Raw genomic sequence first — 13,692 nt, 5'->3', positions numbered from 1 at the left:
GGGACCTTCGGCTCGATAGGTTCGGACGGGCGCAGCAGCGTCGGCTCGTGGAAGGCGGTCGGGCTCGTCGGGATCGTCGGTTCTCGTGAGTCGAGTGCGATTCTGCGAGCCGGAGGTGACGTCCGAGGTGGCGGGACAACGCCTCGGCCCTGGGGAGACTGGCCTAGATCATCCCGCTGGGATGGTCCGCCCGTGGGTGCGGTTCGACCATCGGTGTCGGAGCGTATCGGTCACGGGTCCCGGCTCGTGGAAGAGGGTCGGGCTCGTGGGACATGGCCGTTCTCGCGAGCCGGATGCGATCGAGCGAGCCCGAGTCGCGATCGGCGACGCCGGGATCGAGTGCCGATGCCGGGCGCGGCGGGCGGTGCGTCCGTTTCCGCTCGCGCATCCAGTCCCGGCCGAGAACCTGCCCGGATGACCCCCAGCCGATCGCTGGTCAAGCGAATCCTCTGCCGGCCGTCGTCAGGGCGACTCGGCGCCGCCAGTCGGCAAGCCGGGCTCCCTTCCGAGGCCCGGTGAGAGGCGCGCACCGGTGCCCGTCAGCGGTGTGCCGATACCGGCAGGCCGAGCCGTGCCCCGATGCCCGTGAGGGCGAGCACTGCGCCGATGCCCGGTAGGGCGAGCGGTGTGCTCGATGCCCCTAAGGGCGAGCCGTCTGCCAATGCCCGGTAGGGCGAGCGGTGTGCCCGATGCCCGTGAGGGCGAGCCGTCTGCCGATGCCCGTGAGGGCGAGCACCGCGCCGCCGCCCGGAGGGTGGCGCGCAGCCCACCCGAGCGCCGCGAGGCGTAATCCGGCGATCCGCGTCCCAGCGGATCGCGTCGCTACCCTGCACCGGCCCTCGGAAACCCAGCCGCGTAGGGAGCGGACGCGCCTTCGTTGCGCCACGCGCAGCGAGCCCACGTTCCGGTCGGTGTACGAGGCTACGCCCGCTACACCGACCGGAACGCGGCAACTGCATCGTGCCCCCGAGGCCGAACGAGTTCGAGAGGGCGACCAGCGGGCCGGCGCCGAGGGCGCGGGGGCTGGTGACGACGTCGAGCGGGATCTGGGGGTCCTGCTCGGTGAGGTTGATCGTCGGCGGCGCGGTGCGCTCGTGGAGCGCGAGCACCGTGAAGATGGCCTCGAGGGCGCCGGTGCCGCCGAGGAGGTGGCCGGTGGCCGCCTTGGTCGCCGACACGGCGATGTTCGGGAGGTGGTCGCCGAAGACGCGGGCGAGGGCACGGTACTCGGCGACGTCTCCGACCGGGGTGCTCGTCGCGTGGGCGTTGACGTGGGTGACGTCGGTGCGGGAGGCGCCGGCCTGCTCGAGGGCGGCGATCATCGCGCGGGCGGCGGCGGATCCCTCGGGGTCGGGCGCGGTGATGTGGTACGAGTCGCTGGTGACGGCACCGCCGGCGAGCTCCGCGTAGATGCGGGCGCCGCGGGCGACGCGCGTGCTCCTCGGTCTCGAGGACCAGCGAGGCGGCTCCCTCGCCCAGGACGAAGCCGTCGCGGCTGACGTCGTAGGGCCGGGAGGCGGTGGCCGGGTCGTCGTTGCGGCGCGAGAGCGCCTGCATGGCCGCGAAGGCGGCGAGGGGAAGCGGGTGCACGACCGACTCCGTGCCGCCGGCGATGACGACGTCGGCGAGGCCCTGCTGGAGGTGCTCGTAGGCGTTCGCGATCGCCTCGGTGCTCGACGCGCAGGCCGAGACGTCGGTGCGGGCGTAGGCGCGCGAGGGGATGGACATGCTGATCGCCGCGGCGGCGGCGTTGGGCATGAGCATCGGGATGGTCATGGGCAGGACGCGGCGGGGTCCGCGCTCGCGCAGGGTGTCCCAGGCGTCGAGGAGGGTCCAGAGGCCGCCGATGCCGGTGGAGTAGTCGACGCCCACGCGCAACGGGTCGACGTCGGTGATGCCGGAGTCGGCCCAGGCCTCGCGTGCCGAGATCAGTGCGAACTGGCTCGAGGGGGTCGAGGCGCTTGAACTCGGGGCGGGGGAGGACGTCCTCCGGGCGCACCTTCGCCTGAGCGGCGAACGTCACGGGGAGGTCGTGCTCGGCGACCCAGTCGGCCTCGATGGTGCTGACGCCGGACTCGCCCGCGAGGAGGCGTTCCACGACTCGCGCGCCGTCCCTCCCAGGGGGTGCTGGCGCCGATGCCGGTGACGACGATCTTCTTGCTGCTCATGACGACGATCTCTGTTCCGTGACGGGGTGGGTGCCGGGCGCACCCCGGCCGGGCCTGTGCCGGGCCGGGGTGTCCGCCTCGCGGACGGCTGGAGCGGTGAGTCCTACTCGGACGCCTTGACGATGAAGGTGACCGCGTCGCCCACCGTCTTGAGGTTCTTGACCTCGTCGTCCGGGATCTTCACGTCGAACTTCTCCTCGGCGTTGACGACGATCGTCATCATCGAGATGGAGTCGATGTCGAGGTCGTCGGTGAACGACTTGTCCAGCTCGACGGAATCGGTCGCGATGCCGGTCTCGTCGTTGACCAGTTCGGCCAGGCCGGCGAGGACTTCTTCGGTGGACAGTGCCATGGTTCTCTCCTTGAGGGTGTGATTCGAGTTGTCGTCGAGTGACCGTGAGTCAGTTTAGGGTGGGGCGTCTCCCCCTAAGGGAGCACCACGACCTGCGCGCCGAACACGAGTCCGGCTCGAAGCCGATCTGCAGGGCGAGTCCGCCGCTGAGCTCGGGGTGCTCCTCGAGCAGGCGGTGGGTGGCGAGCGGGATCGACGCGGCCGACGTGTTGCCGGTCGTCTCGATGTCGCGGGCGATCGTGACGGTGTCCGGCAGCTTCAGCTGCTTGGCGAACTCGTCGATGATGCGCATGTTGGCCTGGTGGGGGATGAACGCGGCGAGGTCCGAGGGCTCGACTCCGGCCTCGGCCAGCGCCTGCTTGGCGACCTTCGCCATGTCCCAGACCGCCCAGCGGAAGACGGAGGGGCCGTCCTGGCGCAGGGTCGGCCACTCGGCGCGCCCTCGCGGTAGGCGAGCAGCGGGCTGTCCATGCCCACGGTGTCCCAGCGGGATCCGTCGGAGCCCCAGACGGTCTTGGAGATGCCGGCGGAGTCGCTCGGCCCGACGACCGCGGCGCCCGCTCCGTCGCCGAGGAGAGAAGGAGATGCTGCGGTCGGTGGGGCTGAGCGAGGTCGAGAGCTTCTCGGCGCCGACGACGAGCACGTACTCGGCGAGTCCCGAGCGGATGAACGAGTCGGCCTGGGCGATGCCGTAGGTGTACCCGGCGCAGGCGGCCGAGATGTCGTACGCGGGAGCGGGGTTCGCTCCGATGCGGTCGGCGAGCAGCGCGGCGAGCGACGGGGTCTGCACCGTGTTGCTGATGGTCGAGACGAGCACGACGCCGATCTGGTCCGGGCGGATGCCGGCCTTCTCGATCGCCTCGAGGAGGCCGTGGTCGCCAGGTCGACGGCCTCGACGCCGGCCGAGGCGCGGCGGCGCTCGATGATGCCGGTGCGCTGGCGGATCCACTCGTCGGAGGAGTTGATCGGCTCGATCAGGTCGTCGTTGGGCACGACGCGGTCGCCGCGCGCGGCTCCGATGCCGAGGATCCGGGTGTAGGCGGTGCCGCTGGACTGGGTGAGGGTGGGGGGCGTCATGGGGGTCTCTCCTGCTAGGCGGCGTGCTCGTCGATGAAGGCGCGGGCGGCGTCGAGGTCGTCGGGTGTCTTGACCGCGAGGGTCGGCAGACCCTTGAGGCCGCGCTTGGCCAGGCCCACGAGGGCGCCGGCGGGGGCGAGCTCGATGAGGCCGGTGACCCCGGCCTCGGCGAACGCCTGCCATGCAGAGGTCCCAGCGCACGGGGGAGGCTACCTGGCCGACGAGCAGCTCGAGGAACGCGGACCCGGAGTCGACGACGGAGCCGTCGCGGTTGGTCCAGAGCCGGAGCGACGGGTCGGAGGGGGTGATCCCCGCGGCGACCGCGGCGAGCGAGTCGCGCGCGGGCGCCATGTAGCGGGTGTGGAACGCTCCGGCGACCTGGAGGGGGATGACGCGGGTGCCGGCGACCGGCTCGTCCTTGAGCGCCTGCAGCGCGTCGACGGCTCCGGCGACCACGATCTGGCCGCCGCCGTTGTAGTTGGCGGGCTCGAGGCCGAGCTCGTCCAGACGCGCCAGGAGCGCCTGCTCGTCGCCGCCGAGGACGGCGCTCATGGCGGTGGGCTGCGCGGCGGCGGCCGAGGCCATCGCGCGGGCCCGCTCGCGGACGAAGACGAGGGCGTCGGACCCGGAGAGGACGCCTGCTCCGGCCGCAGCCGTGATCTCGCCGACCGAGTGGCCCGCGATCCCGGCGATGCGGTCGCGGCGTCCGCCCTCGAGCAGTGCGGCGAGGCTGACGAGCCCGGCCGAGACGATCAGGGGCTGGGCGACGGCGGTGTCGCGGATGGTGTCCGCGTCGGACTCCGTGCCGTGGGCCGCGAGGTCGATGCCGACGGCCTCGGAGTGGGCGGCGACCTGCTCCGCGACGGAGGGGACGGCCAGCCAGGGGGCGAGGAATCCGGGGGTCTGGGAGCCCTGACCCGGGGCGACGACGACGATCACGTGTTCAGTCTTCCGATCCGCGCCGCCGGGAGCGGCGCTGGTGCGCTACGGAGAAACCACAAAGGCTTGTGGCGGTTCTGACAACGGGCGGCGCTCAGCTCCGCGTCGGCCGGCGGCGGACGGCACCGTCGGGATCGCTCATCGAGCCCAGGATCAGCGCGGACTGGAGGATCAGGGCCTCCCGCGCGCCGGTCGCGTCCCAGCCGATCACCTCGGCTACGCGCTTCAGCCGGTACCGCACCGTGTTGGGGTGCACGAACAGCTCGCGCGCCGTGGCCTCCAGGGAGCGCCCGTTGTCGAGGTACGCCCACAGGGTCGTGAGCAGCTCGGTCGAGTGCTTCTGCAGCGGCTTGTAGATCTGGGTGATCAGGCTCTGACGCGCGAGCGGGTCCCCGGCCAGAGCGCGTTCCGGGAGCAGGTCGTCGGCGCTGACCGGGCGGGGGGCGTTGCGCCAGGAGCGGGCGACGGCGAAGCCGGCGAGGGCGGCGCGGGCGCTCCGGGACGCCTCGACCAGGGTCGGGACCTCGTGCCCGAGAACGAGGTGACCCGTCCCGAAGCCGAGGCTCGAGCGCCTCCGCGATCTCGAGGAAGGCGACCGGCGGGCCGGTCTCCTCCGTCGCGTTCTCGCTCGGCTCGGCGCGACCGATGACCAGCACGAGCCGGCTGCCCTGCACGCCGATGAGGACGTCCGCGTCCATGTGCCTCGCGGTGCGGCGCAGCTGGTCGACGTCGAGCATCTTGGGAGCCGTGCCGACCAGCACGGCGACCTCGCCGTGCCCGTGCCAGCCGAGAGCGGCGATGCGGCTGGGGAGCTCGTCGTCCGCCTCGCCCGTGAGGATCGAGTCGACGACGAGCGCCTCGAGGCGGGCGTCCCAGAGTCCGCGCGCGCTCGGCGGCGCGGGCGTACACGTCGGCCGCGGCGAAGGCGACCTCGCGCGAGTAGAGCAGGATCGCCTCGCGGAGGTCCTCGCTGCCGTTCTTGACCCGGTCCTCGACGACCTCGACCGTGACCTTGATCAGCTGGAGGGTCTGGGTCAGCGAGACGGAGCGGAGGAGCTCCCGCGGCGCCGCCCGAAGGCGTCGGCGGCGATCCACGGGGTGGCCGTCGAGGTCGTCGAACCAGGAGATGAACGAGGTGATGCCGGCCTGGGCGACCAGGCCCACCGCCGAGCGCCGCCCCGGAGGCATGGCTCCGGTACCAGGGCAGCGTGTCGTCGAGGCGCTTGATGGTCTGCGTCGCGAGCTCACCGGCGATGGTGCGCAGCCACGCGAGGGTCTGCTCCTTGGTGCGGGCAGCACCCGGCCGGGAGGCCGGGGCTGCCGCAGCAGACCCTCGCGCGGTCGACGACGACCCGTGGGGGGAGGGCACCGACTCGACCGTCAGCTCTCGCCGCCCGCGTTGCCGGTGGTGCCGGCGTTGACGTCGTGCAGACGGTACTTCTCGATCGCCTGGACCGAGAGCGACGGGTCGACCTCGCCCTGCTTGGCGAGCAGCTGCAGCGTGCGCACCACGACCGACGGTCCGTCGATCTTGAAGTGGCGACGCGCGGCGGCGCGCGTGTCCGAGAAGCCGAAGTCATCCGCTCCGAGCGTCGCGAAGTCGCCCGGGATGAACTGGCGCAGCTGGTCGGGGACCTGGTGCGAGAAGTCCGTGACGGCGACGAAGGGGCCCTTCGCGTCGGCGAGCTTCTGCGTGACGTACGGCACCTGCTGGGCGTCCTCGGGGTGGAGGAAGTTGTGGTGCTCGGCCTTGATGCCGTCGCGCCGCAGCTCGTTCCAGGAGGTCACCGACCAGACGTCGGCCGAGACGCCCCAGTCCTCGGCGAGGAGCTTCTGCGCCTCGATCGCCCACGGCACCGCGACGCCGCTGGCGAGCAGCTGCGCCTTGGGACCGTCCCACTGGCCCCAGGAGACGCGGTGGATGCCGCGGACGATGCCGTCCACGTCCACGTCCTCGGGCTCGGCGGGCTGCACGATCGGCTCGTTGTAGACCGTCAGGTAGTACATGACGTTCGGGTCGGAGTGCTTCCCGCCGTACATGCGCTCGAGGTCGGACTGCACGATGTGCGCGATCTCGTAGCCGTACGCCGGGTCGTAGCTCACGACGGCCGGGTTGGTGGCGGCGAGGATCGAGGGTGGCCGTCCGCGTGCTGCAGGCCCTCGCCGGTCAGCGTGGATGCGTCCGGCGGTCGCTCCGATCATGAAGCCGCGGGCCATCATGTCGCCCGCCGCCCAGATCGCGTCGCCCGTGCGCTGGAACCCGAACATCGAGTAGAAGACGTAGACCGGGATGAGCGGCTCGCCCTGCGTCGAGTGCAGGTGCCCACTGCGGTGAACGCCGCCAGGGCGCCCGCCTCGTTGATGCCGACGTGCAGGATCTGGCCCTGGGGGCTCTCCTTGTACGCCAGCAGCAGCTCGCGGTCGACCGACGTGTAGTGCTGTCCGCGCGAGGTTGTAGATCTTCGCGTTCGGGAAGAACGCGTCCATGCCGAAGGTGCGCGCCTCGTCCGGGATGATCGGGACGACGCGGTTGCCGAAGTCCTTCGAGCGGAGGATGTCCTTCAGGATGCGGACGAACGCCATGGTCGTGGCGATCTCCTGCGTTCCGGAGCCCTTCTTGCCGATCTTGTACGCGGAGTCGTCCGGGAGGTTCAGCTGCGTGTACTTCGAGCGGCGCTCGGGGAGGTAGCCGCCCAGCGCGCGACGGCGCTCCTGCAGGTACTCGATCGCCTCGTCGTTCTGACCGGGGTGGTAGTACGGCGGGAGGTAGGGGTTCTCCTCGAGCTGGGCGTCCGTGATCGGGATCCGCATGGTGTCGCGGAAGCCCTTCAGGTTGTCCAGCGTCATCTTCTTCATCTGGTGGGTCGCGTTGCGGCCCTCGAAGCTGCGGCCGAGACCGTAGCCCTTGATGGTCGTGGGCGAGGATGACGGTGGGCTGGCCCTTGTGCTCCGTCGCGGCCTTCATGGCCGCGTAGATCTTGCGGTAGTCGTGGCCGCCTCGGCGAAGGCCCCAGATCTGCTCGTCGGAGTAGTCCTCGACGAGCTTCTTCGCGCGCTCGTCGCGGCCGAAGAAGTTCTCGCGGACGTACGCGCCGTCCTCCGTCTTGTAGGTCTGGAAGTCGCCGTCGGGCGTCTTGTTCATGAGGTCGAGCAGCGCGCCCTCGGTGTCGCGGGTGAGCAGGTCGTCCCACTCGCGGCCCCAGATGAGCTTGATGACGTTCCAGCCGGCGCCGCGGAAGTACGACTCGAGCTCCTGAACGATCTTGCCGTTGCCGCGGACGGGTCCGTCGAGGCGCTGCAGGTTGCAGTTGACGATGAAGTTGAGGTTGTCGAGGCCGTCGTTCGCCGCGACCTGCAGCTGACCGCGCGACTCGACCTCGTCCATCTCGCCGTCGCCGAGGAAGGCCCAGACCTGCTGGTCGGACGCGTCCTTGATGCCGCGGTTGGTGAGGTACTTGTTCGCCTGCGCCTGGTAGATCGCGTTGATGGGTCCGAGCCCCATCGACACGGTCGGGAACTGCCAGAACTCCGGCATGAGGCGCGGGTGCGGGTAGCTCGAGGCCCTCCGCCGCTGTGCGAGCGCTCCTGGCGGAAGCCGTCGAGCTGGTGCTCGGTCAGGCGGCCCTCGGGTAGAGCGCGGGCGTAGGGGCCGGGGGAGGCGTGGCCCTGGATGAAGACCTGGTCCCCTCCGCCCGGGTGGTCCTGCCCGCGGAAGAAGTGGTTGAAGCCGACCTCGTACAGCGAGGCGCTCGACGCGCGTAGGTCGAGATGTGGCCGCCGACGCCGATGCCGGGGTCGCTGCGCGCGGTGCACGAGGATCGCCGCGTTCCAGCGGATCCACGCGCGGTAGCGGCGCTCGACGTCCTCGTCACCGGGGAACTCGGGCTCGTTCTCGGGCGCGATGGTGTTGATGTAGTCCGTGGTCGGCACCATCGGAACGCCGAGGTGCAGCTCCTTGGAGTGCTTGAGGAGGCTGAGCATGAGCGTCGCGTCCGCGACCCGCACCTCGCTCCGCAACGAGCGCGTCGAGCGACTCGTTCCACTCCGACGTTTCCTCGGGGTCCGAGTCCACGTGACCGACGGAATACGGGTCCTGATCGTTAACCAGTCACCCTCGACCTCTCTCTGGGGGCAGATCGTGCCCGGGACATCATTCTCATGAAGCGGTGCCGGATCCGCGCGCGGGCTGCGGATTGACGAGCCGCGCGCGGGCACCTGTGCCAGCCTAGCGATTCCGGCCTACTGTGGCGATCCACGACGGAAGCGCTCAGCGGTCTGTGGGGTTCCACCATCCGGAGGGCCCTCCGCGGCCATCGCGGGGCCGGTTCCGATCCCCGCTTCGCCGATCCCCCTTGGTGGGGGCTCGCAGCGGGTCTAGCATTGCCCCTCGTGCTCGCGCGACTCTCGTGCGCACGGAAGGACATCGGACCGATGGCTCTCAGAAGCTGACGCTCGCTCCCGACTTCGAACTCGCCAACCAGTACGGCGAGCGGATCCAGCTCGGCGACTTCCACGGACGGCGCAACGTCGCCCTCGTCTTCTTCCCCCTCGCCTTCTCGGGGACCTGCACGGGCGAGTTCTGCGCCCTGCGCGAGAACCTCTCCCTCTTCGAGCACGCCGACGTCGAGGTGATCGGCATCTCGGTCGACTCGAAGCACACGCTGCGCGCCTGGGGCGAGAAGCAGGGCTACGACTTCACTCTGCTGTCGGACTTCTGGCCGCACGGCGATGTCGCCAAGCAGTACGGCGTCTTCGTCGAGAGCAAGGGCTACGCGACCCGCGCGACGTTCCTCATCGACCGCGAGGGCGTCATCCGCGACACCTTCATCACCGCGCCCGGCGAGCCGCGCTCGATCGAGGCGTACCGCGCGGCCATCGAGGCCCTGCAGCCGGCCACGCCTGACGCTCCCCGCGGGATGCCGCTTCGGTGCGGCTCCTGCGGCGTGTCGTGCATCGGAGCGGCATCTCGCGGAGACGCAACCCGAGTGATCGAGGAGGGTCAGCTCAGGATGTTCACCGCGCGGGCGATGACCAGCGCGAGCAGGACGAAGCCGGTGACGCCCTCGACGGCCATCAGCAGCTTCGCGCGGCTCGGGAGCGGCATGGTGTCGGTCGGGCTGAACGCCATGGTGTTCGTCGTCGAGACGTACAGGTAGTCGACGAAGCCGGGCCGCCAGTCGGCGCGCTCGGACGAGGTCGCCGAAGACCTCCTGCACGGTGTCCCGGTAGCCGTCCTGCGGGAACGCGAGATCGGCGGCGGGCAGGTCGCTCCGCGGAAGTGTTCCGCGGGCGACAGGAGCCGCCGCGGTCGAGCTCCCAGTAGAGCAGTGCGTAGGCGACGACGTTCGTCACCCAGACCTGCAGCGCGGTGAGCAGGAGCAGCGGACCGTCCGTCGACCCGTCGACGAGCGCCGTGACCAGGGCGACGACGTTCACCTGGTTCGCCGCGGCGAGCACCACCGCGAGCGCGATCGAGACGACGCGCGACCACTTCGTCTCGGTGTCGAGCCGGTGCGGGTTGACCACGAACAGCGGAACGAGGAGCGCCAGCGTGAGGGCCGCGGCAACCGAACGCACCGCCGACGTCCGGTCGTCGTGCCCGACCACGTTGAGGACGACGGCCGAAGGATCGCGGCCGAGGCGGGCCAGCGGCTCTCGGCGCGTCGGCGGGCGCGGTCAGCCGGGGCGTCGTCGGTCATGGGGCGAGAGTAGCGGCGCCCCGCGCGTCGGCGCCCCGGCCTCGGAGCGACGGTGCCGTACGATGGGGACGCTCGTGCGGCCCTGCCGCCACGAGGGCCTTTAGCTCAGTTGGTAGAGCGCCACGTTTACACCGTGGATGTCATCGGTTCGAGCCCGGTAGGGCCCACTCCTCGACTCCCGGCTCCGTCGGATCCTCCCGACCCGCGCTTCGCTCCGACGCGCCGCCGTCCCGGTCCCGACGTCGGTCCATGGAGCGCCTCGGAACGCGCCGATGCAGACGGCGGTCCGAGCATGCGCGGCTCCGCGGCGTCCCGACGTCCGGGGGACGGATCCGACCGACGGGGGCCCGGGCGGTCGCTTCCCGGCGTGTGCGCGGAGCGTCCGTCGTGGGACGCCTCGCGTGAGGATCCGCGCTCGGTCTCCTCGCGCTCTTCGCGCCAGGCCCCTCGGCGCGCTGCCGGGGTGCCCCACAGTTCTGAGCGACCCTGGCTCCTCGCGAACGGACTCCGCACTTGACCGAGCACACGCCCTCCGGCCCCTGCCGCCGCACCGTCGCCTGGGCGGTGCCCGCCGTCGTCGCCGCCGTCGCCGCCCCGCTGGCCGCGGCGTCGCCGACCCTGGATGCCCTGGTGCTCGCAGCGGTCTCCCCCTCGGCGGAGCACCCCTGACGATGCGCGTCGGGCAGCACCCGGCCGCGTCGGGCGGGGACGTGGAGGTCGCGGTGACCGACCGGGAGACGGGAGCCGCGGTCAGGGGGGCGCTCGTCACGTTCGTCCTGGTCGCGGGCACCGGCCGCGCGGCCTTCTCGACCACCGGCGGCCCCGGCACGGTGACCGGCACCACCGGCGCGACCGGACGCGCGGTGAGCCGCGTCGTCCACGGTGCGGCGGTCGGAAGCGCGGTCCTGCTGGTCTCTCGACCCCCGGCGCACCGACTCTGTCGTACCCGGTCGTCGTCCAGCGCTCCGCGGTGCTCCAGCTCGAGGCGGTCGCCGTCGACCGGGCGTCCGTCGCCGCCGGCCAGGTGCTCGTCCTCAGCGCCAGGATCGACCTCGATCTCGGGACGATCGGGGACGACGAGCCCGATCCCCTCCGCCTGACCTGGCGGAACGCGCCCGCAGCGCTGTTCGGCGATCCCGTCCTCAGCCGCCGGACGGGAACGCAGGACGACTCGCCGAACTGGACGCTCGAGCGATCGGGGACGACATCGTGCTCACCTGGCCGGCCGGATTCCTGCGCGAGGGCCTCGAGGGCACGGCCGGCTGGGTCCACCTCAGCGTCACGCGTCCGATCGGTTCGGCCGCCGGGAGGAACTCGCTCGACGCCGTGCTCTCGACGGACGACGCCTTCCGCCTGGGCGATCCGTCGACGCGCACCGTCGCGGTGCGCTACTCCTGATCGCGGATCAGCGCGACTGGCGGCGCTTGTAGGGCTTGGGCTGGCCCTTCACGATGGGGGCCCGGCCGGTGCCCTTGGAGGCCTTGGCCTTGCCTCCGGCGAGGGCGCTGGTGCCGGGCTCGTCGCCCAGGGCGGCGAGCTCCTCGCGGGCCTGGGCCAGCCGCTGGCGGCCGCCGCGGTCAGCACCGTGCGCGAGGCGCCCGGCTCGAACAGCGGGCGTCCGAGGTCGAGCTCGACGGCGGCGACGGAGGAGTCGAGCTTCTGCCGCGAGATGCCGAGCTTCTCGGCGGCGCGCACGAAATGCAGCTCCTCGGCGACCGCCACAAAGTGACGCAGCTGGCTGATCTTCATCCGGAACCCTTCGCGGCCGCGGGCACGGCCTCGGCCACTTTACGCGGTCCGGCGGGGGACAGCGGGGTGGAGTGCCGCGACCCTCCGCCGATCGCCGCCGGATGTACCGTCGATCCTTGCGTGGGAGCGCTCTCGCGCCTACCCTCGCGCTCGTGGACGGAACCCGAAGCCGTCCGCAGGGGAGGCCGACGTGGGCGCGCTCGTCTACAGCGGGATCGCCTCGATCGACGGGTTCACCACCGACAGGGCCGGCGGCTTCGCGTGGGCGGAGCCGCGACCCGAGGTGCACCGCTTCATCACCGAGACCGAGGAGCGGGTGCGGACCTACCTGTACGGGCGCCGTATGTACGAGACGATGCTGCCGTGGGAGGCGGGCTTCGCCCTCGCGGAGGACTTCGTGTTCATCCAGGACTACCAGCGGATGTGGCGCGCGGCCGACAAGGTCGTGTACTCCCGGACGCTCGACGAAGTGCGCACCGGGCGCACGCGCCTCGAGCGCCGCTTCGATCCCGCGCGGGCGAGGGAGCACGCCGCGGCCCTGGAGGACGACGTGTCGATCGAGGGAGCCCAGCTCGCCGCGCAGGCGCTCCTGGCGGGGATCGTCGACGAGATCCGCTGGTACGTCGTCCCGATCGTCGTCGGCGGCGGCACGCGGTTCCTGCCGCGAGGGCTCCGGAGCTCACTGGAGCTCACCGAGGAGCGGCGGTTCGCCGACGGCACGGTGTTCCTGCGCTATCGGGTCGCGCACTGAGGCGGGCGCGCGAGGGCGCGCCGGCTCAGGCGCCGACCAGGGCCGAGACCACTCCTGCGATCCGGGCGCCCTGTGCGCGACCGGCCTCGGCCGACGCGGCGCGCACCGACGGATCGAGCGAGTTGGGCCCGAACGCGCGGATCGACGCCTCGTCGGCGTAGACCACCTCGACGCGGGAGCCGGACAGGGCGTCCAGCTCGTTCGTCGGCAGCGTGCCCGCTCCCGGTGACCCGACTCCGGGGAGCGGAGTAGACGATGAGGACCCAGTCGGCTCCCGCCGCGAGGTCGGCGTTGCTGCCGGAGCGCACGCCCCCGTCCATGTAGCGGACGCCGTCGATGGTGACCGGGGGCCAGACGCCGGGGACGGCGCAGCTGGCGGCGATCGCGTCGACGAGCCCGACTCCGCTCGTGCGGTCGAAGACGGCGAGCGCGCCCGTGGCGGTGTCGACCGCGGTGATCAGCAGGGGGCGCTCGGGCCAGTCGGCGTCGGCGACCCGAGCGGCGATGACGGCGCGGCGCGACTCCTCGGGCAGCGTGGCGGTCGTCAGAGCGAGCGCGCGCCGATGCGGCGCCGCGCGTCCTCAGCCGACACCGCGCCCTCGACCGCGGCGGCGAACATCGCCTGCAGCCCTTCGGCGTCGATGACGGCTCCGATCTCGGCGGACTCCTCGCGCAGCTGCGCGGCGTACGACTCGTCGAGTCCGACGGAGGTGCTGAGCTGGGCGGCGACCGCCGAGCCGGCGAAGACGTGCCGATGAAGACGGTCGAGGGATCGAGCAGGAGGCGGGCCGCCTCGGGGGAGGCGTCGGCGATGCCGCGGACGACTCCGAGCTCCCAGGCGATCCCGGCGAGGCCGCCTCCGGCGAGGACGAGGGCACCGGGCCTGACGTGTTCCTTCCGACGGGGGTCTGCGGCGTCGGCGGACGCGCAGCGGGATCCACGCTGGCACATCGGCCT

10 protein-coding genes, 1 tRNA gene and 7 pseudogenes are annotated in these 13,692 nt (G+C 71.9%); 6 read left to right on the top strand and 12 right to left on the bottom strand.

Annotation, left to right across the window (positions count from 1 at the left end):
- Positions 1-930 precede the first annotated feature (930 nt).
- The 7 genes and pseudogenes from AC0CII_RS06720 to AC0CII_RS06690 all read right to left on the bottom strand — a co-directional run.
- A pseudogene (locus AC0CII_RS06720) lies at positions 931-2,168 on the bottom strand (beta-ketoacyl-[acyl-carrier-protein] synthase family protein).
- Between the two features lie 103 nt (positions 2,169-2,271).
- Positions 2,272-2,520 (bottom strand): acyl carrier protein, encoded by a 249-nt coding sequence (locus AC0CII_RS06715; RefSeq protein ID WP_207402410.1) that lies wholly within the window; start codon positions 2,518-2,520, stop codon positions 2,272-2,274.
- 74 nt (positions 2,521-2,594) lie between these two features.
- Positions 2,595-3,597 (bottom strand): annotated as a pseudogene (locus AC0CII_RS06710) (beta-ketoacyl-ACP synthase III).
- Positions 3,598-3,611: 14 nt separating this feature from the next.
- Positions 3,612-4,536, bottom strand: a pseudogene (locus AC0CII_RS06705) (ACP S-malonyltransferase).
- A gap of 94 nt (positions 4,537-4,630) precedes the next feature.
- Positions 4,631-5,800: pseudogene (locus AC0CII_RS06700) on the bottom strand (PucR family transcriptional regulator).
- Between the two features lie 116 nt (positions 5,801-5,916).
- Positions 5,917-7,383, bottom strand: coding sequence for a transketolase-like TK C-terminal-containing protein (locus tag AC0CII_RS06695; RefSeq protein ID WP_465228933.1), 1,467 nt, complete (start codon positions 7,381-7,383; stop codon positions 5,917-5,919).
- A 415-nt stretch (positions 7,384-7,798) separates the two neighbouring features.
- Positions 7,799-8,038: pseudogene (locus tag AC0CII_RS06690) on the bottom strand (hypothetical protein); the annotation flags it as partial.
- Positions 8,039-8,981: 943 nt separating this feature from the next.
- Here AC0CII_RS06690 and AC0CII_RS06685 point away from each other — a divergent pair.
- A pseudogene (locus tag AC0CII_RS06685) lies at positions 8,982-9,431 on the top strand (peroxiredoxin); the annotation flags it as partial.
- 178 nt (positions 9,432-9,609) lie between these two features.
- Here the strand turns inward: AC0CII_RS06685 and AC0CII_RS06680 are convergent.
- The gene (locus tag AC0CII_RS06680; protein WP_465228932.1) at positions 9,610-10,113 is read right to left on the bottom strand and encodes a hypothetical protein; all 504 of its coding nucleotides are present in this window, start codon (positions 10,111-10,113) and stop codon (positions 9,610-9,612) included.
- Between the two features lie 216 nt (positions 10,114-10,329).
- Between AC0CII_RS06680 and AC0CII_RS06675 the strand changes: the two genes are divergently transcribed.
- The 4 genes from AC0CII_RS06675 to AC0CII_RS06660 all read left to right on the top strand — a co-directional run bounded on the left by AC0CII_RS06675 (position 10,330) and on the right by AC0CII_RS06660 (position 11,633).
- Positions 10,330-10,402: transfer RNA gene (locus tag AC0CII_RS06675), tRNA-Val, on the top strand.
- A gap of 346 nt (positions 10,403-10,748) precedes the next feature.
- The gene (locus AC0CII_RS06670) at positions 10,749-10,904 is read left to right on the top strand and encodes a hypothetical protein (protein WP_465228931.1); all 156 of its coding nucleotides are present in this window, start codon (positions 10,749-10,751) and stop codon (positions 10,902-10,904) included.
- A gap of 53 nt (positions 10,905-10,957) precedes the next feature.
- A complete protein-coding gene (locus AC0CII_RS06665; RefSeq protein ID WP_465228930.1) occupies positions 10,958-11,335 on the top strand; it encodes a hypothetical protein in 378 nt (125 codons plus the stop codon).
- Positions 11,336-11,444: 109 nt separating this feature from the next.
- Positions 11,445-11,633 (top strand): hypothetical protein, encoded by a 189-nt coding sequence (locus AC0CII_RS06660; protein WP_465228929.1) that lies wholly within the window; start codon positions 11,445-11,447, stop codon positions 11,631-11,633.
- Positions 11,634-11,681: 48 nt separating this feature from the next.
- Here the strand turns inward: AC0CII_RS06660 and AC0CII_RS06655 are convergent, their stop codons facing one another.
- Complete coding sequence (locus AC0CII_RS06655) at positions 11,682-11,984, bottom strand: helix-turn-helix domain-containing protein (RefSeq protein ID WP_465228928.1); 303 nt, start codon at positions 11,982-11,984, stop codon at positions 11,682-11,684.
- A gap of 190 nt (positions 11,985-12,174) precedes the next feature.
- Between AC0CII_RS06655 and AC0CII_RS06650 the strand changes: the two genes are divergently transcribed.
- Positions 12,175-12,735, top strand: coding sequence for a dihydrofolate reductase family protein (locus AC0CII_RS06650; RefSeq protein ID WP_465228927.1), 561 nt, complete (start codon positions 12,175-12,177; stop codon positions 12,733-12,735).
- 25 nt (positions 12,736-12,760) lie between these two features.
- Here AC0CII_RS06650 and AC0CII_RS06645 read toward each other — a convergent pair whose 3' ends face one another.
- From AC0CII_RS06645 to AC0CII_RS06635, 3 genes and pseudogenes are all read right to left on the bottom strand, one after another.
- Positions 12,761-12,901, bottom strand: coding sequence for a hypothetical protein (locus tag AC0CII_RS06645; protein ID WP_465228926.1), 141 nt, complete (start codon positions 12,899-12,901; stop codon positions 12,761-12,763).
- Between the two features lie 124 nt (positions 12,902-13,025).
- A pseudogene (locus AC0CII_RS06640) lies at positions 13,026-13,241 on the bottom strand (patatin-like phospholipase family protein); the annotation flags it as partial.
- A 38-nt stretch (positions 13,242-13,279) separates the two neighbouring features.
- Positions 13,280-13,684 carry a hypothetical protein gene (locus tag AC0CII_RS06635; RefSeq protein WP_465228925.1) on the bottom strand — a complete coding sequence of 135 codons (405 nt, stop codon included), beginning with the start codon at positions 13,682-13,684 and terminating at the stop codon, positions 13,280-13,282.
- Positions 13,685-13,692 lie beyond the last annotated feature (8 nt).

The sequence above is a fragment of the Rathayibacter sp. AC182 genome, assembly GCF_979253875.1.
This window is presented reverse-complemented; position numbering and strand designations above follow the sequence as displayed.